This is a genomic window from Haladaptatus sp. AB618, assembly GCF_024136965.1.
GTDB lineage: Archaea > Halobacteriota > Halobacteria > Halobacteriales > Haladaptataceae > Haladaptatus.
The window spans coordinates 1-21781 of sequence record NZ_JAMYJX010000008.1; the positions used below are offsets into that span (position 1 = coordinate 1).

At 62.4% G+C, this 21781-nt stretch carries 14 protein-coding genes and 1 pseudogene; 6 read left to right on the forward strand and 9 right to left on the reverse strand.

The features are described from left to right. Window positions 1-121: 121 nt before the first annotated feature. The gene (locus tag NKF26_RS19745) at window positions 122-1888 is read right to left on the reverse strand and encodes an ABC transporter substrate-binding protein (protein WP_253227795.1); all 1767 of its coding nucleotides are present in this window, start codon (window positions 1886-1888) and stop codon (window positions 122-124) included. 222 nt (window positions 1889-2110) lie between these two features. On the opposite strand from NKF26_RS19745, the gene NKF26_RS19750 reads away from it, so the two are divergent. Further along, window positions 2111-2350, forward strand: a complete 240-nt coding sequence (locus NKF26_RS19750; protein WP_066148335.1) for a hypothetical protein — start codon at window positions 2111-2113, stop codon at window positions 2348-2350. Between the two features lie 39 nt (window positions 2351-2389). Here NKF26_RS19750 and NKF26_RS19755 read toward each other — a convergent pair whose 3' ends face one another. The 3 genes from NKF26_RS19755 to NKF26_RS19765 all read right to left on the reverse strand — a co-directional run bounded on the left by NKF26_RS19755 (window position 2390) and on the right by NKF26_RS19765 (window position 6337). Next, window positions 2390-4210: an ABC transporter substrate-binding protein gene (locus NKF26_RS19755; RefSeq protein WP_253227796.1), complete on the reverse strand. Its 1821-nt coding sequence runs from the start codon at window positions 4208-4210 to the stop codon at window positions 2390-2392. A 72-nt stretch (window positions 4211-4282) separates the two neighbouring features. Continuing rightward, window positions 4283-5197, reverse strand: coding sequence for a HEAT repeat domain-containing protein (locus tag NKF26_RS19760; RefSeq protein ID WP_253234785.1), 915 nt, complete (start codon window positions 5195-5197; stop codon window positions 4283-4285). Between the two features lie 54 nt (window positions 5198-5251). Further along, complete coding sequence (locus NKF26_RS19765) at window positions 5252-6337, reverse strand: SGNH/GDSL hydrolase family protein (RefSeq protein ID WP_253234786.1); 1086 nt, start codon at window positions 6335-6337, stop codon at window positions 5252-5254. Between the two features lie 99 nt (window positions 6338-6436). Here NKF26_RS19765 and NKF26_RS19770 point away from each other — a divergent pair, with 99 nt between their 5' ends. Beyond that, the gene (locus tag NKF26_RS19770; RefSeq protein WP_253227799.1) at window positions 6437-7195 is read left to right on the forward strand and encodes a sugar phosphate isomerase/epimerase; all 759 of its coding nucleotides are present in this window, start codon (window positions 6437-6439) and stop codon (window positions 7193-7195) included. 118 nt (window positions 7196-7313) lie between these two features. Here the strand turns inward: NKF26_RS19770 and NKF26_RS19775 are convergent, their stop codons facing one another. After that, window positions 7314-8270, reverse strand: a complete 957-nt coding sequence (locus NKF26_RS19775) for a mannonate dehydratase (protein ID WP_369682175.1) — start codon at window positions 8268-8270, stop codon at window positions 7314-7316. Window positions 8271-8387: 117 nt separating this feature from the next. Between NKF26_RS19775 and NKF26_RS19780 the strand changes: the two genes are divergently transcribed. Then, complete coding sequence (locus NKF26_RS19780; protein ID WP_253227801.1) at window positions 8388-10832, forward strand: glycoside hydrolase family 2 protein; 2445 nt, start codon at window positions 8388-8390, stop codon at window positions 10830-10832. Between the two features lie 1493 nt (window positions 10833-12325). On the opposite strand, the gene NKF26_RS19785 is transcribed toward NKF26_RS19780, so the two are convergent. From NKF26_RS19785 to lpdA, 3 genes are all read right to left on the reverse strand, one after another. Continuing rightward, a complete protein-coding gene (locus tag NKF26_RS19785) occupies window positions 12326-13786 on the reverse strand; it encodes a 2-oxo acid dehydrogenase subunit E2 (RefSeq protein WP_253227802.1) in 1461 nt (486 codons plus the stop codon). 78 nt (window positions 13787-13864) lie between these two features. Next, window positions 13865-16054, reverse strand: a complete 2190-nt coding sequence (locus NKF26_RS24490; protein ID WP_369682174.1) for a thiamine pyrophosphate-dependent enzyme — start codon at window positions 16052-16054, stop codon at window positions 13865-13867. Between the two features lie 119 nt (window positions 16055-16173). Beyond that, window positions 16174-17595, reverse strand: a complete 1422-nt coding sequence (gene lpdA, locus NKF26_RS19800; RefSeq protein WP_253234787.1) for a dihydrolipoyl dehydrogenase — start codon at window positions 17593-17595, stop codon at window positions 16174-16176. Window positions 17596-17864: 269 nt separating this feature from the next. On the opposite strand from lpdA, the gene NKF26_RS19805 reads away from it, so the two are divergent. From NKF26_RS19805 to rpiA, 3 genes and pseudogenes are all read left to right on the forward strand, one after another. After that, on the forward strand, window positions 17865-18557 hold the full coding sequence (locus tag NKF26_RS19805) for a hypothetical protein (RefSeq protein WP_253234788.1): 693 nt from the start codon (window positions 17865-17867) through the stop codon (window positions 18555-18557). Between the two features lie 172 nt (window positions 18558-18729). After that, a pseudogene (locus tag NKF26_RS19810) lies at window positions 18730-19779 on the forward strand (NADP-dependent phosphogluconate dehydrogenase); the annotation flags it as partial. Between the two features lie 3 nt (window positions 19780-19782). After that, entirely contained in the window at window positions 19783-20655 is an 873-nt protein-coding gene (rpiA, locus tag NKF26_RS19815; protein ID WP_253234789.1) for a ribose 5-phosphate isomerase A, read from the forward strand. Between the two features lie 231 nt (window positions 20656-20886). Here rpiA and NKF26_RS19820 read toward each other — a convergent pair whose 3' ends face one another. Beyond that, entirely contained in the window at window positions 20887-21753 is an 867-nt protein-coding gene (locus NKF26_RS19820) for a fumarylacetoacetate hydrolase family protein (protein ID WP_253227807.1), read from the reverse strand. Between the last annotated feature and the right edge of the window lie 28 nt (window positions 21754-21781).

Here is a 21781-nt window from a genome sequence, read left to right on the forward strand (position 1 = left end):
AACGTGAGCGTCACGACCAGCCACAGCGTGAAGATCGCTCGTCCCGTCCGTTTCAAATAATAGTTGACCATATTTTCGGTGTAGTATGTTTCCTAGTATTATAATAGTATGTACCAGTGTGTTACTTGCCCGAATAGTTCATCTTACCCATCCGTGGGAGCCAGCTCTCGGGCCATCGGACTTTGGACGCATCCGAACCCTCTTCGGGGATATCCCACACGTCCCCGGTGAGGAACGACTGGGTCTGTTTCTCCGCGATAGGGAGCATCGGAAGGTCCTGGTTCGTCACCCACGCCTGTTCGACGGCGATCGTTTTGACCTTCGAGTCGGACGTCGCGTGTGACATCGCCTTCAGGCGTTCCGAGGGATTGACCGTCAACTCGCCAGATCCGCTCCGTTTCGGCACCGTGACTGTCCCGTGTTTTCCACCGCGGTCCTGATTCGCCGGTGGGTAGTTGTACGTGAACCCGCGGTAGTTCTCCAGCATCATCTGGCGCAACGAGAAGTACGGGAACGTCGCTTGTCCACCACCGGGGAGCCAACTGCCGGACGCGAGGACGAAGTTGCCGTTCGGCCACACTTGGCCCTGGAGGTTGCCGAAACTCCGGCCGTCCATGCTCGATTTGAACCCGAAGCTCTTGAGCTGATCGACGATGGTCTGGGTCGCCGTCACCCAGTCCGACCAACCGGACGGCACCTGAACGGGAAGGTTGACGATGTCTCCGTCGCTGTCGTGCCATTTTCCTCCCTGTTTCTCGTAGCCCGCGTCCTTCAGCACTTTGGCGGCCTTGTCGGTCTTCGATTCGGCCTTCCCGTAATCCGTAAAGTCGCTCCGCGCGTCGCCGATCCACTTGTCGACCGCAGTCGAAGCGATACCGGCGGAGAGTTCCGCTGGCTTCTTCGAGGCGGGTCCAGCGTTCTTCACGATGGCGTCGCGGTCGAGGACGTACGCGATTGCCTGCCGAACCGCCCGGTCACCGGCGTGCTTGTGATCGAACTGCGGCACGAGTCCGTAGCCAACGCCCGATGGGAACTTTATCTGTTGCCAGCTTTTCGGCAACTGTTGGAGGATGTGCGGTGGCGTGAACGCGGTCGCGACCGAATCGATCCGGTTGGATATCATCGCGTTGTACACCGACTGGTTCCCGTCCATGTACAGGTACGAGTACGTCTTGAAATTGATCTTGTCCGAATCGGGGTGGTCGTCACGGCGCTTCGTCACCACCTGCTGTTGACTGGTGCTGTCGAACGCGAACGGTCCACTTGCGACGGGGTCTCGCCACGCGAAGTTCTGGAGTTTGTGTAGTCCCTGTTTCTCGTTCTTCTCGATTTCGTCCAGATACTTCCCGAAGACGCTCTTTTTCTGCTGAACGAAGTTGTTGCTGAGCACTTGGAACTTGACGATGGTCTGATTGACCGGTTGCGAGAAATGCATGACGATGGTCGAGTCGTCCTTCGCCTCGATGGACTTCGTGTAGTCGCTGTATCCCGAACCGGTCTTCATCCCGAGTTTTAGCTGGGTGACGATATCGTCTGCAGTCACCTTGTCACCGTCCGCCCACGTCAGGCCCTTTCGGAGTTTCATCGTGAACGATTTGTCGCCGAACGACCAGTCGGAGATCGCGTACGGGACGAATTCGTTCTTCCCGAGGTTGTACTGTGCGAAGCGGTCGAACAGGAGATTCTGTGATGCCTGTGCGTAACTCGACGGGTTCGACGGGTTCCACTGGATGTTCGTCGGCACCTGATTTACGCGACTGATGTGCTGGACGTCGTGGATGTTGCTTCCGTCACCGTCGCCCCCTCCACTCCCGTCGCCGTTATCACCGTCGTTCGACCCGTTACCACTGCAACCTGCCAATGCGGCCGCACCGGCCGTTCCTGCCACCGTAAGAACGTGCCGACGGCTACATACGTCACTATAGCTCATAGAGCGGTCTCTCATGGTCCAATAAAACCAGCACAGTGATTATAGATAAATGTTTCCACACCATCAACCATTATTCTCTTTTCATTGCGGAGAGCCGAACTGAAACAGCACGACGACCTCATTTGCTTCCCATCGGAACTGTTTGCAAACTTTCTTGCCCCGAAGGGGCAATACGGTGGTATGAACAGCTACGATCGGTTCTGGGAACTCGTGTACGGCGCACGAAGATATCTACAGTTGGTTCTCTTTTTCCTGCTGTTCCTGCTCGTGCTCTCGGGAGTCGCCCTCGTGTTCGGACAGTCGGAGGCGGCGTCGGCCACGATGCTCCTCCTGGATATCATCCTCGTCCTCGCCCTCGGTGCCGTCACCCTCGTCATGCACTGGTACAGCACCAAACGCCACATCCAGAATCGGCAGTGAGGTTTCGATTTCGGGGGCGCTTTTCACTGCTCCTCGTTTTCACTTCCCTTTGTAGTTCATCTTTCCACGACGCGGAAGCCACGTGTGCGTCCACCGTACCTTGGAGACGGTCGCTCCCTCCTTCGGAACGTCCCACTGGTCGTCGGTGAGGAACACTTGGGTCTGTTTCTCCGCGACGGGGAGTATCGGGAGGTCCTGATTCGTCACCCACGCCTGCTCGGTTGCGATCGTTTTGACCTTCGAATCCGAGGTCGCGTGTGACATCTCCTTCAGGCGCTCCGAGGGATTGACCGTCAACTCGCCCGACCCGTCCCGCTTCGGCACCGTCACCGTACCGCGCTTCCCGCCACGGTCGGGGTTCGCCGCCGGATAGTTGTAGGTGAACCCGCGGTAGTTCTCCAACAACATCTGGCGCAGCGAGAAATACGGGAACGTCGCCTGTACGCCGCCCGGAAGCCAACCGCCGGAGGCGAGGACGAAGTTGCCGTTCGGCCACACCTGGCCTTGGAGATTGCCGAAACTCCGTCCGTCCACGTTCGATTTGAACCCGAAGCTCTTGAGTTGATCCACGACGGTCTGGGTCGCCGTCACCCAGTCCGACCACTCCGACGGGACTTGTACGGGGAGGTTGACGACGTCGCCGTCGCTGTCGTGCCACGTACCACCCCGTTTCTCGTAGCCCGCGTCCTTCAGGACCTTCGTTGCTTTCCCCGTTTTCGACTCGGATTTCCCGTAATCCGTGAAGTCGCTCTGCGCGTCGCCCAACCACTTGTCCAGCGTGTCGGACGCGAGTCCGGCGGAGAGTTCCGCTGGCTTCTTCGAGGCGGGTCCAGCGTTCTTCACGATGGCGTCGCGGTCGAGGACGTACGCGATTGCCTGTCGGACCGCCCGGTCGCCCGCGTGCTTGTGATCGAACTGCGGCACGAGTCCATAACCGACGCCGGACGAGAACTCCACCTGTTGCCAGCTATCCGGCAACTGTTCGACGATGCGTTTGGGCGCGAATACGGCACACGCGTCTATCTGGTTCGACGTCATCTGCTGGTGGACGGCCTCGTTGCCGCCGCCGATGTACCGGAAGACGTACTTCTCGAAGTTGATCTCGTCGGAATCTGGGTGGTCGTCACGGCGTTCCGTGACCAACTGCTGTGGACTGGTGCTCTTGAACGCGAACGGTCCGCTCGCGATCGGCTCTTTCCACGCGAAGTTCTGAAGCTTCCGCAGACCGTTCTTCTCGTTCTTCTCGATTTCGTCCAGATACTTCCCGAAGACGCTCTTTTTCTGCTGGACGAGGTTGTTGGCGAGGACGTGAATCTTGACGATCGTCCGATTGACCGGTTGCGAAAAGTGCATGACGACGGTCGAATCGTCCTTCGCCTCGATGGACTTCGTGTAGTCGCTGTAACCGGTTCCGGTGTGCATTCCGAGTTTCAGTTGGGTGGCGATGTCGTCGGTGGTCACGTCGTCACCGTCCGCCCACGTCAAGCCGTCCCGAAGTTTCATCGTGAACGATTTGTCCCCGAACGACCAGTCCGTGACCGCGTACGGGATGAACTTCCCTTCTCCGTGGTTGTACTGTGCGAAGCGGTCGAACAGGAGGTATTGGGACCACTGTGCGACGCTCGATGGATTGGACGGGTTCCATTGGACGTTCGTCGGCACCTGATTGATGCGACTGACGAGTTGGACGTCGTAAATCCCGTCGCCGTTTCCGCCGCCGTTTCCATCGCCAGACCCGTTTCCGTCGCCGTCCGAGTTGCCGTTACACCCGGCGAGGGAAGCGACGCCGACGGTTCCCGCCATCGTGAGAACGCGCCGACGGCTAACTACGTTACCGTACCTCGTGGATTCGTCTCTCATAGCGCATTCGCTTCAAAATAGGGAAAGTAGATAAATATTCGCACGGCACTGGCCGAAACCCCTCTCGGAAATTCATTCCGCCGATGACTCGTCGATCAACCAGTCTACCGTCGCGTGAGCGATGGACCGAATCTCCTCGTCGAGCGGCGCGTCACAGTCGGCGAACTCCCGAAGCGGATCGACGGCCGACGGGTCACCGATGTGACCGAGCGCGGAGACGGCGTGAACTTGCACGGCTCTATCCGGCGTCGTCAGTCGATCACACAGCGGCGCGACCGCGTCGGCCACGGCGTCCGGGTGCTCCTCGCTGATGAAACTGATCGCGCCGACGCTCGCCGACAGCACCGCCCCGGAACCGTCGCGGACGAGCGAACACAACCGTGATGCGTGCGGAAGGACGGCTTCGGCGTCGATGCTCGCCACCTCGTAGACGACGTTCGCCACGACGGTTCGCGCGGTGGTCTGTCGTTCCATCTCCTCCCTCGAAACGCTGGCGAGGTGTTCCCGTGCCTGCGTGTTAGGGGCGGCAGTGGCATCCTCGACCGGATCCGTCGGCTCTGTCGCCATCACCGCCACGAGTTCGTCGGCGTACGGGACGAACCATTCAGCGTGGTCGATCGCCAACACGCGAACGACGTCCGCCGCCAGCGCCGGGATCAGCGGCGTTTCGTGGGTCAGCAGGGAGAGGAGGTCGGGAATCGCGTCCTGAACAGCCGAGGGGGTGTCGTCCGCGACGGCGGCGAGGATCAGCAGCGACTCCCTGAGCACGACGATTCGATCGTCGTCGAGAACTGCCACGAGCGTCGGAATCAGCGGTTCGACGGTTTCGAGGTCGTCCGCGGCGAGTGCCGAAACGATTTGCGCCGTGTGGGTCCGCACGAGGTTCTCCTCGCTTCGGAGTCCCTCCCGAAGGGTGTCGATTTCCACGTCGTCGGCCGAGACCGTTTCCGGGTCGAGTTCCATCAGTTGGTCGTGATCGCCCGTCATTCGACCGAATACAACGAACCTCGGGTAAAATACGTGACGGTCGCTCGACTCCGCTCAGTCGAGCAGTTCGTCCAGACGGCGCGCGATTCCCCGTCCGATGGCTTCCATCCCGGCGTCGCCGGGGTGGAGGATGTCGGCCGTCAACGCCGTCGGTTCCATCAGGTCCTCGCCCGCGATGACGTGCAAATCGTCGTGCGACGAGTCGGCGACGATGGTTCGTAGTGCCGAGCGGAACGCCGTCGCGCGCTCCGCGTCGTCGCCGCGAATCACGTCCGCGTGGTACGGAAACAGCGTCACGCAGGCGACCGGGCGGTTCGGATGTACGTCGGCGACCGCATTCACGAGCGTGCCCGCGCGTTCGCAGAACTGTGCGAGCGTGAACCCTCGGTTCGCCATGTTCACCGAGAGAGCGAGGGTCGCTATGTCCCAGTCGTCGCGTCCGGCGAGATGCTCGGCCATCGCGGATTCGCAGAACGCCGACCCCGAACAGCCCAGGTTCAGCGCGTCGAGTCCGAGTCCTCGGGCGACGCGAGCGACGTAGGTCAGATGCGTCGCCGAAGCCGATGCACCCTCCGTGATGGAGGTTCCGTAGGCGAGATAGCGGCGGGCGGGGAGTTCGTCGGCGGTCGGCGGTCGGCAGTCGCCCGTAACGCCGTGGATGGCGACCGGTGCCCACGCCTCGAACCGAAGCCGACAGACGCGGGGGGAGAACGCTCCGGCCCGGGTCGTCGCGTCGTCGAGAAGGGGAATCCGCTCCGGGATGACGAACTCGAACGTCGTCGGCGTCGGGCCGAGTTCGAGCGGTTCGGACGGCTGAAACTCGCCCCAGAACGGCCGAAAAACGGTCGTTTCGGCCGCCGAGAGCGTCACGGCGACGACGGCGTCGTCGCGCTCGGGCACGAACCGAACCTCACAGCCGGTCGGGTGGCGGAGCCGTTCGCGGGCATCGACGTTCAGGTTCTCCCCGACGGATGCCGGGACGCGACACAGCTGGTCACCGGTTCCGGCGCTTTCGGCGGTTCCGGTGGTTCCGTCGGTTCCGGTGGTTCCGTCGGTTCCCGCTCTCCCGTCCACCCAGTCGGCGGGGACCGTTTCGGCGACGTTGTGCAACGAGACGCTCGGATACGTATCGGAGTGCATGTGAATTGGTACCACCTTGGTGGAAGCGGATGATAAGTGTGTGAGAAACGGGTGGCGTTCGCCGGAGGGTTTTTCCTCCCGCTCATCGTGGGGAATAGTATGTCCAGCAGATCACCCGACAGCGTCGGCGTCCAAAGCGTCGTGTTCAAATCCCGGTCGCTCGCGGACCTCCTCGACACGCTCGAAGACACGGATATCGACTCCCTCGAACTGTGGGGCCACCACCTCTCGCCCGAAAACGACGACGCGACCATCGCGGCGGGGAAGGAACGCATCGAGGATTCCTCCGTGGAGATTTGTGGCTACGGCGTCGTGGACCTCGAAGACACCGGCGAGGCGCGTGAGCACTTCGAGTTCGCCGAGGACCTCGGCGCGGGGTACGTCACCGTCAACTACCCGCCTGCTCGGGACGACGTGACCGAGGAACTCGTCGAACTCGCCGAGGAGTTCGACCTCGACGTCGGCATCCACAACTACTCGACCGTCCACCACGACGACCTCTCGACGGTGTTCTCGGACATCGATGACGTTCGATCGGTGCTGGACCGATACGACCACCCCCGACTCGGCGTCTGCATCGACACCGGCCACTTCCTCGTGATGGACGAGTCGCCGGACGAGGTGATTTCGGCCTTCGACGACCGGATCGTCGCCGTCCACCTGAAGGACACCAGCGACGACGAGATCGAGGACCTACCCGGTGCCGGAACGCTCGACCTCCCGACTGTTCTCGGCCTCCTCGACGAACACGCGGACGTGGACGCGCCGCTAGTGATCGAGTACGAACTGCCCGACGACCGCGTGCTCGACGCTCTTCGTGAGGCCGGGAACAACATCCGAACCGCCGCCGAGCAGTAACCATTCACTTTTTTCGAAGGCCGACCGCAACGAGCGATGAAAACGATTCCGCGTGGATCACGAAGTCCGCGGTCCGCGGTCACAGTCCGCGGTCACAGTCCGCGGTCATAGTCAGCGGTCAGCGCTCGGCGCTCTCCAGTAGTCCTTTCATGTAGCCGACGGCGAAGAGGCGGCCGTTCATCTCGTAGCCGGGGTTTTCGTTGGGTTCGCCCGCCATCGTCGGTACGTGATCCGGACGAATCGGGCCGTCGAAGCCGACGTCCGCGTAGGCTTCCATCGCGGCGAGCATGTCAGTCGGACCGTCGTCGTGCCACGTTTCCACGAAGCCGTTTTCGGTCTGTTCCACGTCGCGGAAGTGCACGAAGTTGATGCGGTCGCCGAAGCGGCGGATGGTCGCCGGGACATCGACGCTCATCGCGGCGAAGTTCCCCTGGCAGAACGTGATACCGTTGTACTCGCTCTCGTAGCAGTCGAGCACGCGCTCGTAGGCGTCCGGGGAGTTGATGATGCGCGGCATCCCTCGAACGTCGTCGATCGGCGGGTCGTCGGGATGCAGTCCCAGTTTCACCCCCGCCTCCTCGGCGACGGGGACGACTTCGGCGAGGAACGATTCGAGGTTCGTCCAGAGTTCCTCGGCCGTCGTGTCCGCCGCGGCGGGGCGTGGACCGCGCCGCATCAGTTCGTCGTCGTAGGCGGAGGTGCGCGAGTCGCCACGAGCAGGGACGGTCGTCGACGTCCGCGCCCATCGCAGTCCGGCCATCCAGTCGTAGCAGACGACCGGGATGTCGAGCGTTCCGAGGTTGCGCAAGAGGGTTTTGAACCGGGCGATTTCCTCGTCGCGTCCGTCGGTCGCCAAACGCGTCGCGTCCGTGAGCGGGACCCCGCCCTCGAACGCGGCGATTTCGAGGCCGTGGTCCTCGAAACGGGTCTTCATCCGCAGGAGTTCATCGAACTCGTAGGGACGGCTCCCGTCGCCGAGTTCGAGCGTGTGGACCACGACGTGTTCGATGCCGATCTGTGCGGCCTGTTTCCACCGTTCACAGGGTTCGGGTGGAAGCACGAGTGCGGGTTTGATAGGAAGTCACCGGTTCAAACACTCGCGGCCGGGACCGAAATAGTATCGATTGGCGGGGGTTTGATAACCGCGGGGAGGGGAAGAATTATATCGTCGCATCGAAATTCAGTAGCCAGTATGCAGACAGCCACCCTTAGTGGGAGCTGGGAGTTTCGACGCCACGGTAGCGAAAACTGGCACAAGGCAACCGTTCCCGGCGGAATATACGGCGATCTACTGAACGCGGGTCTGATCGACGACCCGTACGAACGGGATATCGAACTGGACGTACAATGGGTCGGAGAATCCGACTGGGAGTATCGCCGGACGGTCACCTTCGACGAGGAATTCTTCGACCACGAACGGATCACCCTCCAGTGTGACGGTCTCGACACCGTCGCGACCGTCGCCGTCAACGGCGACGTCGTCGGCGAGAGCGATAACATGTTCCGGGGGTACGAGTTCGACGTCGCCGACGCCCTAACGGTCGGGGAGAACGAGATTCGCGTTCGATTCCGCTCGCCGGTGGAGTACGCCGCCGAACGCTCGGCGGCGCACCCGTACGACGTTCCGACGCTCCGCTACCCCGTGGACCAACCCGCCCGGAACTTCATCCGGAAGGCCCAGTGTCACTTCGGGTGGGACTGGGGGCCGTGTCTCCCGACGGTCGGCATCTGGCGCGACATCCGATTGGTCGCCCATTCCTCGCCACGAGTCGAGTACGTGACGCCGGTACAACGCCACGGATCGGAGAACGTCGAACTCGACGTTCGGGTCGGCCTCTCGGTCCCGACGGCTGGCGAGTACACCGTAACGGCAGCGGTCGATGGAGCGGTCGAAACCCGGGAGGTATCGCTCGATTCCGACGGCGAAGTCGAGTTGTCGTTGACCGTCGAAGACCCCGACTTGTGGTGGCCGTCCACGCACGGCGATCAACCGCTGTCCGACCTCGACGTGACGGTCCAGGGCGCGGAATCCCACTCGGTGACCGAGCGGATCGGGTTCCGTGAGATCGAACTGGTCCGCGAACCGGACGAGGACGGCGATGGCGAAGGGTTCCATTTCCGAGTGAACGGCGAACCGATCTTTGCCCGAGGAGCGAACTGGATTCCGGCGGACGCCCTCTACCGAAACGTGACGACCGAGGTCTACGACGACCTGCTGTCGAGCGCCGTGGACGCGAACATGAACGCGATTCGCGTGTGGGGCGGCGGCTACTACGAGCGCGACGAGTTCTACCGACTGTGCGACGAGAAAGGACTGCTCGTCTGGCAGGATTTCATGTTCGCCTGTGCGCAGTACCCGGCCGACGACGAGTTCGTGGCGTCGGTCGAGGCGGAAGCGCGCTATCAGGTTCGGCGTCTCTCCTCGAACCCCTCGGTCGCGCTCTGGTGTGGCAACAACGAACTGGAAGTCGGCGTCGAGAGTTGGTTCGCGGACAACGAGAACATCGACCGGTTGGAAGCCGACTACGACCGACTGTTCCGCGAGACGCTGAAGGACGTCGTGGCCGAGGAGGACCCCTCGCGCCCGTACTGGTCCGCGTCGCCGTCCAGCGGTCCCGACCGTGTCGACCCGGAAAACGAGAACCGGGGCGACATCCACTACTGGGGCGTTTGGCACGAGGGAAAGCCGTTCTCGGCGTTTCAGGAAACTGAGCCGCGATTCGTCTCCGAGTTCGGCTACCAATCGTTCCCGTCCGTGGAAACAGTGGCCGACGTGGTTCCGGAGGATCAACACAATCCGACCGCGCCGCTGATGGAACACCACCAGCGCAACGAGGGAGGGAACAAGCGCATCCTGCAACGGATGGCCGACCACTTCCGGATGCCGTCGAACTTCGACGATTTCGTCTACCTGAGTCAGATTCAACAGGGAATGGCGATCCGAACCGCGGTCGAACACTGGCGGCGGTTGAAACCCCACTGCATGGGGGCAATCTACTGGCAACTCAACGACCTTTGGCAGTGCGCCTCGTGGTCGTCGGTCGAGTACGGCGGCGGGTGGAAAGCGCTCCACCATATGGCCCGCCGGTTCTACGCCCCGACGCTGCTTTCGATGGTCGAGGACGGGGACGACCTCGAACTGTGGCTCACGACCGACGGCACCGAACCATCCTCCGGAACGGTCGCCGTCGAAGCCGTCACGATGGACGGAAATCGACTGTTCAAGGGGGAGTTCGACGCGGAAGGAGGGGAGAGCGAAAGCGTCCGCATCGGTCGCATCGATATCGAGGACGCGCTCGGCGACGCCCCGCGCTCGGACGTGCTGTTTCGGGCGACGCCGCTCGACTTCGAGGCCCGCCCCGCGTTCCACTTCCTCGTTCCGTACAAACGACTCTCGCTGCCGGAAGCGGCGGTCGAACTGTCGGTGTCGGAGTCGGACGGGGAACTCACCGTCAGCGCGTCGGCCGCCGCGCTCTTTGTCGAGTTGCAGAACGACCGCGACGGGCGGTTCGGCGACAACTACTTCCACCTCGCTCCGGGCGAGGAACGGACGGTCGGATACGAAATCGATGGAACCGCCGACGGGAAAACGGTTGAGGAATCGATTTCGGTCCGTCACCTCGCGGAAACGTACTGAGTTAGGGCTTCGACAGTCGTGGCGTGGTGACGGAGCGGTCGTCCCGACTCCGTCTCGGCACTCGGTGCTCGGTGCCCGGCGCTCCGCGACAATGCGATCCGTACCGAGATATCCCGTTACGGCTCCGCTACTCCGGAGGATCACGCGCCTGTTGTCACGGGAAGTCATCGTCCGAGGCCGACGGACGACAGTAGCCACCGTATTTTATGTCGGATTGGGGATGAGATCGTGGCCACGGGACGAATCACGACCTCCGAATGGGCACGGGATGGAAGCGGAGGAAGTGCTGTACTCACAGGAGGTTTGATCATTTCAAACAATATGTGGTCGCACAGCCAGCGCCGTCGATTCGAGGGCGGTATAGCGTGGGAACTGGAGAGGCGACGATACGTACCAAGATCGCTTCGACGGGTTTGTTCGTTCGAAGAGTGGCGAACGGGACGCGTTTCCGAGACGGGACCCGTGGACGAACGGGGTTTGACATGGTCAACCAAAAGGAGCCAATACACGATTTGGTTTGATTTGATCAAACAATACCGATCGGAATCCGGGACGAAGCGAAGCGCCAGCGGAACAACGAACGGTAGCGTCAGGTGTATTCGGCCGATTAGGAGAGCCAACCGGAAAGCCATTACATAAATATGGTTGTAACAGCTCAGATCAGTTGATAAAGCGGACGAACGGTATCGAAGCGAATTTCGTTTGATCTGGTCAAATATACCGGTCGTACACCGTTGTGTCGGGACGACCACTGCCGGTCAGGACCGCCGTCGATCACGTGCGCCCACCGATGTTGAAGACGATCGGGTCGAACTGGCCTTTACATTATTATGCTTGTAAACATTTGGGTGAGAGGTTCCCACACCAAGGAAACGCGACCGATTACCATATGTAGAACCACATGAATGATTCGATATGAATATAGGTAATTATCAACTACCAAAGCATTTTTGTCCGGTACTTGGAACCGAAACTACACCCGGCGAAAAGAGAACGACGAGATGATATTACTATCAGACATTCGCACGGCACACGAGGTGATATCTAAATTTATGGTTCGTAGAGCCGACAAGAGGCCACGTATAGCGACTTTGAGCGCAGAAGAAGCCCACAACTGGTTCAGGACGTTGAATACCGAAATTAACGAGAATAATAACACCTCGTCGATCGACGGAAACCGTGTGTGTCTCACCGGGTTTGCCGGTTCAAAAACGCGACCGGAAAACGCTCCGGGGGATCATCGTGGTCAGCAACAGAGAAAAGAAAGGGATCGAACCGGTTATTCCGTCCGTTCCGATTCCGATTGACGGCCGAGCGGTTTCATAAAACCCCTGCGCGAAAGATTAGCACGCGAGCAGTACCGCCCAGCACGTTGCATCCAAAGTGTGACCGGACCGCCGTTGAGAAATAGGCAATATTCTGATGGATTGCTTTCGAACCGGTTCGAAAGCACGAAAGAGCGGCGGGGTTTCCGCTTCTCTCTCTCTCTTGACTTACAGTCGCGACAGGAGGACGTCTTCGTCCTCGATGCCTTCGATGACGTACTCCATGAACTGGTTCGCTTTCGCTCCGTCCACGAGGCGGTGATCGTAGGAGAGGTGGAGGTCGATCCGCGGGCGGACTTCGACCTCGCCGTCCTCGGTGGCGACGGGTTCGTCTCGGACCCGTCCGATACCCATGATGGCCACCTCGGGGTAGTTGACGATGGGCGTCCCGAACGTTCGGTGTTCGCCGAACGTCGCGAGGTTGGTCACGGTGAACGTCCCGTCCTGCATGTCGGCGGCGTCGATGGAGCGCTCGCGGGCCCCCTCGGCGAGCGTCTCCAACTCCCGGGCCACCTCCACGATGGATTTGCTGTCGATGTCCTTGATGACGGGAACCAGCAATCCGTCGTCGGTGTGGGTCGCAAATCCGACGTTGTAGTAGTACTTCTCCACGATTTCGTCGGTCGTGTCGTCGATGCTGGCGTTCACCATCGGGAACTCCTTGAGCGCCGGGACGACCGCCTTGAGCAGGATCGGCGTGTACGTGATGTGAACGTCGTGTTTCTCGTCCAGTCGCTCCTTGAGATCCACGAGTTCGGTCGCGTCGGCCTGGAACCCGGAGGTCAACTGCGGGACGACGGCCGCCGAGCGGGTCATGTTTTCGGCGATGCGCCCGCGAAGCCCCGAGAGGTCGCGCCGCTCGGCGCGCTCCTCGTCCTCGTCGATCGCCACCGGTTCGATTTCGGTCGTCGGGTGTTCGATGGCGTAGGCCGCTTGGCCCTCGGCTTCCGCCGTGCCGCCGCCCGACCCACCGGCGCGTCCGGAGAGACGCGCGTCGATGTCCTCGCGGAGCACGCGTCCGTTCGGCCCGGACCCGTCGATAGTCGAGAGGTCTACGCCCTCCTCGCGGGCGTACGCTCGCGTTCGTGGTGCCGCGAACACTCGCTCGTCGGCCGTCGCCGGGGATTGGGACTCCTCCCCCTCGACGTCGCTGTCGGCCTCCTCCTCGGCTTGCAGTTCCTCATCTTGGCTCTCCTCCGTTTCTTCCCCCGCATCTTCCGCTTCCGTTTCTTCTTCAGCCTCCTCGGTTTCCTCCGTCTCGCCTTCCTGCTCGGCTGTCTCCGTTTCTTCTTCAGGTTCCGCTTCCTCGGCTTCCGTTTCTTGCTCGGTGTCGGCTTCCTCTTGCGCTTCTTCGGCGGCTTCGGCCTCCTCCCCGCCGCTCGGCGGGGAGTCGGTTTCGATGACGACGAAGACCTCACCGACTTGCACGACGTCGCCGACGTCAACCTGCCGCTCGGCGATGGTGCCGGGACACGGCGACGGAACGTCGGTGACGGCCTTGTCAGTCTCGACCTCACAGAGCACGTCGTGTTCGTCGATGTCGTCACCCTCCTCGACGTGCCACTCCACGATTTCGGCCTCGGTCAACCCCTCGCCGGGGTCCGGGAGTTCGAACTCGTAGTCGGTCACGGCGACCACCTCGCTCTCGCAGCGACGGAACGGAGGGACTGTTTCGGACTGTGCTGTCGGTTCGTTGTCGTCGATAGATCAGAATTCATAACTCATCACCGCCTCGATCGCGTGTTTCGCCCGCTCCGCGTCGGGGAGATAGTCGTCCTCGATGTCGTTATCCGGGAAGTGCACGTCGTACCCCGTCGCGCGCTTGACGGGGGCTTTCAGCCTATCGAGGGCGTACTCGTTGACGAGCGCCGAGAGTTCGGCCCCGAGACCGAGCGTCCGGCGCGCTTCGTGGAGCACGACGCACCGGCCGGTCTTCTTCACCGACTCCAGAATCGTCTCAACGTCGAGCGGCGAGAGCGTCACGAGGTCGATGACCTCCACGTCGGCGTCCACCTCCTCCGCGGCGCTCTCGGCGTGGCGGACCATCGCGCCCCACGTCAGCACCGTCACGTCCGATCCCTCCTCGACGATCCGGGCCTCGTCAAGCGGGAGCGTGTACTCGTCGGTCGGGACGGGGTCGTCGAACCCGCGATAGATCCGTTTCGGCTCCATGAAGACCACCGGATCGTCACAGCGAATGCTCGACGCCAGCAGACCCTTGGCCTGGTACGGAGTGCTCGGACAGATCACGCGGACGCCCGGCGCGTGAATCTCGAACGTCTCGGTCGATTCCTGATGGTATTCGAGCGCCTTGATGCCGCCGCCGTACGGCATGCGGATCGTCATCGGGAGTTCGATATCGCCGCCGGTGCGCTCGTACATCTTGGCGACGGCGTACATGAACTGGCCGAACGCGGGGTAGAAGAAGCCCATGAACTCGATTTCGGGGACCGGGCGGTCGTCCCGCATCGCCATCCCAACCGCGGTGCCGACGATGCCGTTTTCCGACAACGGCGTGTCTATCACGCGGTCCGGCCCGAACTCGTCGAGCAGTCCCTCGGTTGCGCGGAAAACGCCGCCGAGCATCCCGATATCGTAGCCGAGGACGCGAGTGTCGTCGTCCCGTTCCATCTCCTGATGGAGTGCTCGGTTCACCGCCGTCACGATGTTCATATCTTCCGTTTCAACGCCGTCGTCGTCCGAATTCAGCGGTTCGAAATCGACGCCCAAATCGGGACCGTAATCGTCCCACTGCTCGGTGTCGAACGCGTCGCCGGAGAAATCGGTGAACGGGTTTTCCCCGTTCCGTTCGCGCTGGAACTCCGCCCGCTGGTGGGCTTCGCGCCACGAGGTGCCGTGCAGGTGGTGGTCGAACATCCGCATCGGGTCGGTTTTCGAAACGCTTCGCGCTTCCTCCACGGCGTCGTTCACCGCCGCGTCGATTTCGTCCCGAATCTCCTCGCGCCGGTCGTCGTCGAGGAGGTTTCGGTGGCCGAGATACGTCGAAAGCCGCTCGATCGGGTCGCGGTCGGCCCATTCCGATTTCAGTTCGTCGTCCCGATAGAGGTCGGCGTTGTCCGACGTGTTGTGGTTCCCCATCCGGTAGGTAACACACTCGATGAGCGTCGGCCCGCCGCCGTCTCGGGCGCGCTCGACGGCTCTGCTCGCGGCGTCATACACGGCGAGCACGTCGTTTCCGTCCACGCGTTCGTGCGGAATACCGTACGCTTCTGCCTTCTGTGCGAACGTTTCCGCCCCGGTCTGGCGCTCGGACGGTTCCGAAATCGCCCACCCATTGTTCTGGACGACGACGACGAGCGGTGCGTCGAAGACGCCCGCGAAGTTCAGCCCGTCGTGGAACGACCCTTCGCTGGTCGAGCCGTCGCCGATGAACGCCATCGAGACGGTGTCGCGGTCGCGGAAGCGGTCGGTCATGGCCGACCCGGCCGCGTTCGTCACGTTCACGCCGACCGGCGTGTAGTCCGGCGAGAAGTTGACGGGTGACTCCCAGTCGTCGAGTCCCTCCGCGATGGTTTCGGGTTCCTGTCCGGTCGTCCCGGCGACGATCTTGGCCATCGGTACGTCCCAGTGCAGGAGCGCGGCGTTCTGACGGTAGGTGTAGAAGATCCAGTCGTCCTCAGAGAGGGCGGCGGCGGCACCGAGCGGCGTGGCTTCCTCGCCGCGCTCACGCGCGACGAGGCTCGCCTCACCGCTCCGTTGGAGGTTCAACATCGTGTCTTCGAGCGTTCTGGTTCCCACCATCGTCCGGTACAGACCGAGGAGTTCGTCGTCTCCGAGGTCCGGTACGTCGGCACCGTCGAGGACGCCGCCGTCGTCGTCCAACAGTTGATGGAAGTCGCGGGACCGGGCCGCCTCGTCCCACGTCTCCTCAGACATGGTCGGACACCGCTGGGGAACGTGCTGGTACTTCCGGAACGATGCGACTCGGTGCGTTCGCCGTTAGGCGTGTCGAGTTCGGTGAGGGTGTCGGGTCGATCATGGTCCTGTATTCTCCGTCATCGGTCGCTGTTTCGCGTGTGAATCGCGTGATCGCGGGCGTTCGCGGCGGCTTCCTTCGCGGCCTCCGAGAGCGTCGGATGGGTGTGAATCGTCGCGGCGACGTCGTCCACGGTCGCACCGAGTTCCAGCGCGAGGCCGAACTCGGCAACTAGCTCGGACGCTTCGGGAGCGACGAGTTGCGCGCCGAGCAGATAGCCATCCTCGGCGTCGGCCACGACGCGGACGAATCCATCGTCGTCGTCCAGCGTCATCGCGCGGCCGTTGGCCTGCAGGGGCATCCCCCCGGTCGTTACGTCGTATCCGGCATCGACCGCCTCGTCCTCGGTCATCCCGACCGTGGCGATTTCGGGGTCGGTGAACACGACGGCGGGGACGGCCTGATGGTCGAGCGCGGCCGGTTCCCCGGCAATGACTTCCGCAACGACTTCGCCTTCGCGCATCCCTTTGTGGGCGAGCATCGGTTCGCCCGCCACGTCGCCGATGGCGAAGACGTTCTCGCGGTCGGTGCGGCCACGGTCGTCGGTTTCGATGAACCCGTCGTCGGTCGGTTCGAGGTCGATGGCGTCGAGGTTCACCGTGTCGGTGACGGGTTCGCGGCCGACGGCGACGAGCGCTTTTTCGGCCTCGTACTCGGTTCGGTTCCCGTCCTCGTCCTCCGTGACGACGGTGATTCCGCCGCCGTCGTCGGTCCACTCCTCGGCACCCTCGCCGAAGTGAAATTCGACGCCGAGGTCTTCGGCGCGCTCGCGGACGAGTTTGCTCGGTCGGTCGCCGTATCCGGGGAGGATTTCGTCCAGCATCTCGACGACTGTCACGTCGGTTCCGGCCTTCGCGTACGCGCCAGCGAGTTCCATGCCGATGTAGCCTGCACCGACAACCAGCAGCGAATCGGGCGCGTCTTCGAGCGCGAGGGCCTGCCGCGAGTCGAGAATCGGGTCGTCCTCGAACGCGAATCCGGGGAGTTCGACGGGGCGGCTACCGGTCGCCACGACGGCGTGCTCGAACGTCAACTCGTGCTCGCCATCGTCGGTCCGAACCGTGACCGTCGAACCGTCGGCGAACTCGGCGAGACCCTCGACGAGCGTCGCACCCGCCGCCTCACAGAGCTGTTCGACGCCGCCGGTGAGGCGGTCCACGACGCCGTCCTTCCAGTCCACCGTTTGGGCGAATTCGATGTCGGGGTCGGCGTGAATGCCGCGGTTCTCGCCGGTCGCCGCCTCGTGGGCCGCGTCGGTCGCCGCGATGAGTGCCTTGGACGGGATACAGCCGTAATTCAGGCATGTGCCGCCATAGGCGTCCTTTTCGATGAGCGTTACGTCGAAATCGAGTTGTCCGGCGCGGATGGCGGCGACGTAGCCGCCTGGTCCTGCGCCGATGACGACGACTTCCGTTTCGTCGGGGACGTGATTTTCTGGCATGTGATGGGTGGAATCGCGGTCGTTTTCCGGGCGTTTCGAGTTCGTCGTGTGCGACGGGAAGACGTAGGGAGCGGGTTCGATCTCGATGAATCCGGTCCCTGCTCACACGTCGGACGGGTTGGATACCGATATCCAGCGGGTAATTTCTGACGGCCCACCCGAGCCAACGAGCGAATCGGACGGGAAACGGGAACCGACGGACGGGGGTAATTACGGTGCTTTCGATAGCAACGATAAGAGACACACCCGCTAGCGATGTAGGGTTAGACATGGGACTCCGAGACCACGCCAACGAGGTCGCCAACGACGCCAAAGCGCGGACGATGACGGCGGCACGAAGAGCGCGTGGTGTCGGAGAAACAGTCGCGCGCAAAACGGCCGACACGGGATCGGAAGCGGGCGGCGAAGCGTTACGAACGGTGCGGGAGACCGTCGAGTCCGTCCACGGCCGCGTGGACGGGAGCGAGGGCGTCGAAGCCATACCGGAGCCATCGGTCGTCTCCGCGACGACCGACCAGGCGACGACGGCGCTCACGGTCGAAATCCGACAATTTCTCGACGATGTGGATCACCGGTATGCGGCCAAGAGCGCCTTTAACGGCGCTCGACAGGGGTATGCCGCCGGTCCGTACGGTGCGGTTCTCGGAGCGGGGGCGGGAACGGTGTATGGTGCGTACAACAGCACCAGGGACACCTTCGATCCGGAAGCCGCGAACCCGAACGAAGGCATCGATGTCGGGCAGTATCTGGACGGCATCGGACACGTGAGGACAGGGTACGAGGCTGGCAAGCGGTTCGGGACGAAGGGAAAGGTCGCCGGAGCGGCCATCGGTGCCGGCGTCTCGGTTCTCCCGTTGGTTCGCGAGCTATCCTCGATCGAACGGGCCGACGAGCCCCTGTCCCACTACGTCGATTCGATATCGCTGCCGAGCATCGACGGGATTTCCGTGAGGAGGCGATAACGGAACCGGCGAACACACTCCGGGCGAACGACGGCCAGCACGGCGACAGCGGTGCGTACGAGGGAATTTTCGGCCGATAGGGCCGGAACGATTTAGTCCTTCGCTGTGTTGTCGTTTTACCGAAGCGAGATAGGATAGTCACCGGCGGAAAGCCGTTTCCACGCGGGTATCTCGCCGGGAAACGAACGACGTGCGAGAGATTGTACACATGGAACTCGGAATAATTGGACTCGGTTCGATCGGTGGGAACTTGGCGAAGCAAGCGACCGAAAAGGACATCGACGTCGTCGGCTGTGATACGGCCGACCGCCCGGAACTGAAAGAGAAGGGCGTGACGGTACTCGACAGTGGGGAGTACGAGGAGCTGGCGAACCGCCTCGATGCACCACGGGTCATCTACCTGTCGCTCCCGGCCGGGGAACTGATAGACGAGCAACTGGACGAACTCGTGAAACACCTCGACGAAGGCGACGTGGTGATGGACGGCGGCAACTCCTTCTGGCGGGATTCGATGCGCCGGGAGGAGCGCGTGTGGGAGGACGGCATCTACTACCTCGACACCGGTACCAGCGGTGGCCCGCCGGGTGCGCGCGACGGGGCCTGTTTCATGGTCGGTGGCCGGGAGGAAGGGTTCGAAATCGCCGAACCTATCCTCGACGAACTGTCCGTCGATGGCGGACTGCTGCACGTCGGCCCGCCGGGAAGCGGTCACTTCGTAAAGCTCGTCCACAACGGCGTCGAGTTCGGGATGCTCCAGTCCATCGCCGAGGGAGTCGAACTGCTCGAAGCCGGTGATTTCGACGTCGATCTGGAGGACGTGTTCAACAACTGGTCCAACGGGTCGGTTATTCGAAGCTGGCTGGTCGAACTCATGCGCGACCAGATCGGGGAGGACAACTACGAGGACGTGCCGAACTACATCGAGGACACCGGCGAGGTGAACTGGCTGGTACAGGAGGCGTTCAAGGGCGAAACGCCGATCCCGGTCATCAGCCAGTCGGTCACCGAGCTGTTCAAGTCGCGTGGCAATCAGGAGCACGCCTACCAGGCCATCGCGGCGATGCGTCACGGTTTCGGGACCCATCCGTTCGGCGAGGACGACGACATCCTCAAGGAGCGTGTCACCGGACGCGTGGACAACGTGTCCCGCTCGCACCTGGAGAAGGACAAAGAGCGAAAGGAAGCAGTCCGACCGAAAGACCGCATGGACCTAGACGATTAAACCATGGCAAAACAGTTCAGCTACCGGCAAGGAGGCCACGACGTCAGCGTCTGGGCGGAAACCGAGGAGGAGACCGTCGAGGAGGCGAAGGACGAACTCGCGGACCGCGATTTCGACTTGGACGAGGGGGAAATCCGCGACAACATCCGCGTCATTCCGTCGCCGCGCCGGATCAAGAGTTCGGCCGAGGACGTGTTGATGGACAAGCGCCGCCGCGGCGGGATGGAGGCCGCCGAAGTGGTCGAGGACGGGATGGACGTCGGCCTCGGTACGGGAAGTACCACCGCGTGGGCCATCGCCAAAATCGGCTGGAAGATAGACGAGGGGGCGCTCACGAACGTTCGCGGAGTGGCGACGTCGCTCCAGTCCCACGAACTGGCGAAGGAAGTCGGGATTCCGCTGATAAACGTGGACGAGGTGACGGAACTCGACGTCGCCATCGACGGCGCGGACCAGTGGGACCCCGAGAACCCGCACGTCGTCAAGGGCGGCGGTGCCTCCCACGCACGGGAGAAACTCATCGACTCGATGGCGGAGAAACTCGTCATCGCCACGGACGACCAGAAACGATCGACGCCGTTGTCGTATCCCGTCCCGCTCTCGATCCTGCCCGAATCGCGGGAGGTCGTCAAGGAGTGGATTCGGGAGCAGGGCGGCGACCCGTCGGTGCGGTACGCGGAAAAGAAGGACGGCCCGCTGTTCACCGCGAACGGCAACCTCATCGTGGACTGTGATTTCGGCGACATCGAAAATCCGGAGAAGCGGGCGACGGAGTTGGCCCGAATCCCCGGCGCACAGGAACACGGCCTGTTCGTGAACATGGTCGATGAAGTCGTCTACGGCACCGACGACGACGTGAAGACGGTCCGGTTCTGAACCGCATCCCGACGACGCGGTTTCGCTCTTCTCGCGGAGGATTCGTTTCGGGCGACGACACGGGTTTCAGTCTTACCGCCCCCCAGCAGACCGGTCGAACGACCGGCCTGCTGTGGATTCCTGCAATCGTTTGTGATCTCCGTAGAATCGCGTGAAGTCGTCCGAGAGGGGGCGAAAATCAAGTATCGCTCTCGATTCGACGCGTTCCCGAAATCGCACCGCTTCCCGGGGTCACACCGTTTCCACGTGATTCCGGAGCGTTCCGATGTTCTCGATGTCGATTTCGATGCTGTCACCCTCCGCGAGCGTGAAGTCGTCCGGCGGGACGAGCGACGTGCCCGTCAACAACACCGCGATGTCGGGCATCGTGTCGTGTGCGTCGAGATAGGAGACGAGTTCCTCGCACGAACGGGCCATCTTCGACGTCGAAGTCGAACCGTCGAAGACGGTCTCGTCGTCGCGCCGGATGCGCATCGACAGTTCCAGTTCGCGCGGGTCGCCGACCGTCTCCGGCGAGGCGATACACGGACCGATGGCACAACACTTTTCGAAGACTTTGGCCTGCGGGAGGTACAGCGGATTTTCACCCTCCAGCGACCGACTGCTCATGTCGTTGCCGACGGTGTACCCGACGATATCGCCGCGCGCGACGACCACGGCCAGTTCGGGTTCCGGCACGTCCCACTCGGAGTCGGCGCGGATGCCGATGGCGTCGCCGGGGCCGACCGTCCGACTCGGCGTGGCTTTGAAGAACAGTTCGGGGCGCTCGTTCTCGAACACGTCCTGATACATCGACCCCCGGCCGCTCTCCTCCTCGCGCGCGTCGTTGCTGGTCTCGTAGGTGACACCGGCCGCCCACACCTCGTCGGGGACGGTCGGACGCGGTGCATCCGAGGGCAGTCGGTTCGCGTCGAGCAGGGGCGCGTCGTCCAGATGAATCCGCGCCACGTCGTCGAGTCCCCCCTGAGTCGCGGTCGCGGCGAGCGCCAACTCGCGAACGGAGGCGATACCCGAGGCGGTCGTGAGGTCGTACACCTTCCGTTCCTCTCGTGCGAGCAGTCGGGGACCGTCGTCCGAAGGAATGCGATGGTATCGCATGGGAAAATATTCGCCCTTGAACCACATA

Bases quoted from the DNA above. Each gene is read 5' to 3' on its own strand.
- NKF26_RS24490 (WP_369682174.1), bottom strand. From the start codon at position 16,054: ATGTCTGAGGAGACGTGGGACGAGGCGGCCCGGTCCCGCGACTTCCAT.
- lpdA (WP_253234787.1), bottom strand. From the start codon at position 17,595: ATGCCAGAAAATCACGTCCCCGACGAAACGGAAGTCGTCGTCATCGGC.
- NKF26_RS19805 (WP_253234788.1), top strand. From the start codon at position 17,865: ATGGGACTCCGAGACCACGCCAACGAGGTCGCCAACGACGCCAAAGCG.
- rpiA (WP_253234789.1), top strand. From the start codon at position 19,783: ATGGCAAAACAGTTCAGCTACCGGCAAGGAGGCCACGACGTCAGCGTC.
- NKF26_RS19750 (WP_066148335.1), top strand. From the start codon at position 2,111: ATGAACAGCTACGATCGGTTCTGGGAACTCGTGTACGGCGCACGAAGA.
- NKF26_RS19780 (WP_253227801.1), top strand. From the start codon at position 8,388: ATGCAGACAGCCACCCTTAGTGGGAGCTGGGAGTTTCGACGCCACGGT.
- NKF26_RS19760 (WP_253234785.1), bottom strand. From the start codon at position 5,197: ATGACGGGCGATCACGACCAACTGATGGAACTCGACCCGGAAACGGTC.
- NKF26_RS19765 (WP_253234786.1), bottom strand. From the start codon at position 6,337: ATGCACTCCGATACGTATCCGAGCGTCTCGTTGCACAACGTCGCCGAA.
- NKF26_RS19755 (WP_253227796.1), bottom strand. From the start codon at position 4,210: ATGAGAGACGAATCCACGAGGTACGGTAACGTAGTTAGCCGTCGGCGC.
- NKF26_RS19820 (WP_253227807.1), bottom strand. From the start codon at position 21,753: ATGCGATACCATCGCATTCCTTCGGACGACGGTCCCCGACTGCTCGCA.
- NKF26_RS19770 (WP_253227799.1), top strand. From the start codon at position 6,437: ATGTCCAGCAGATCACCCGACAGCGTCGGCGTCCAAAGCGTCGTGTTC.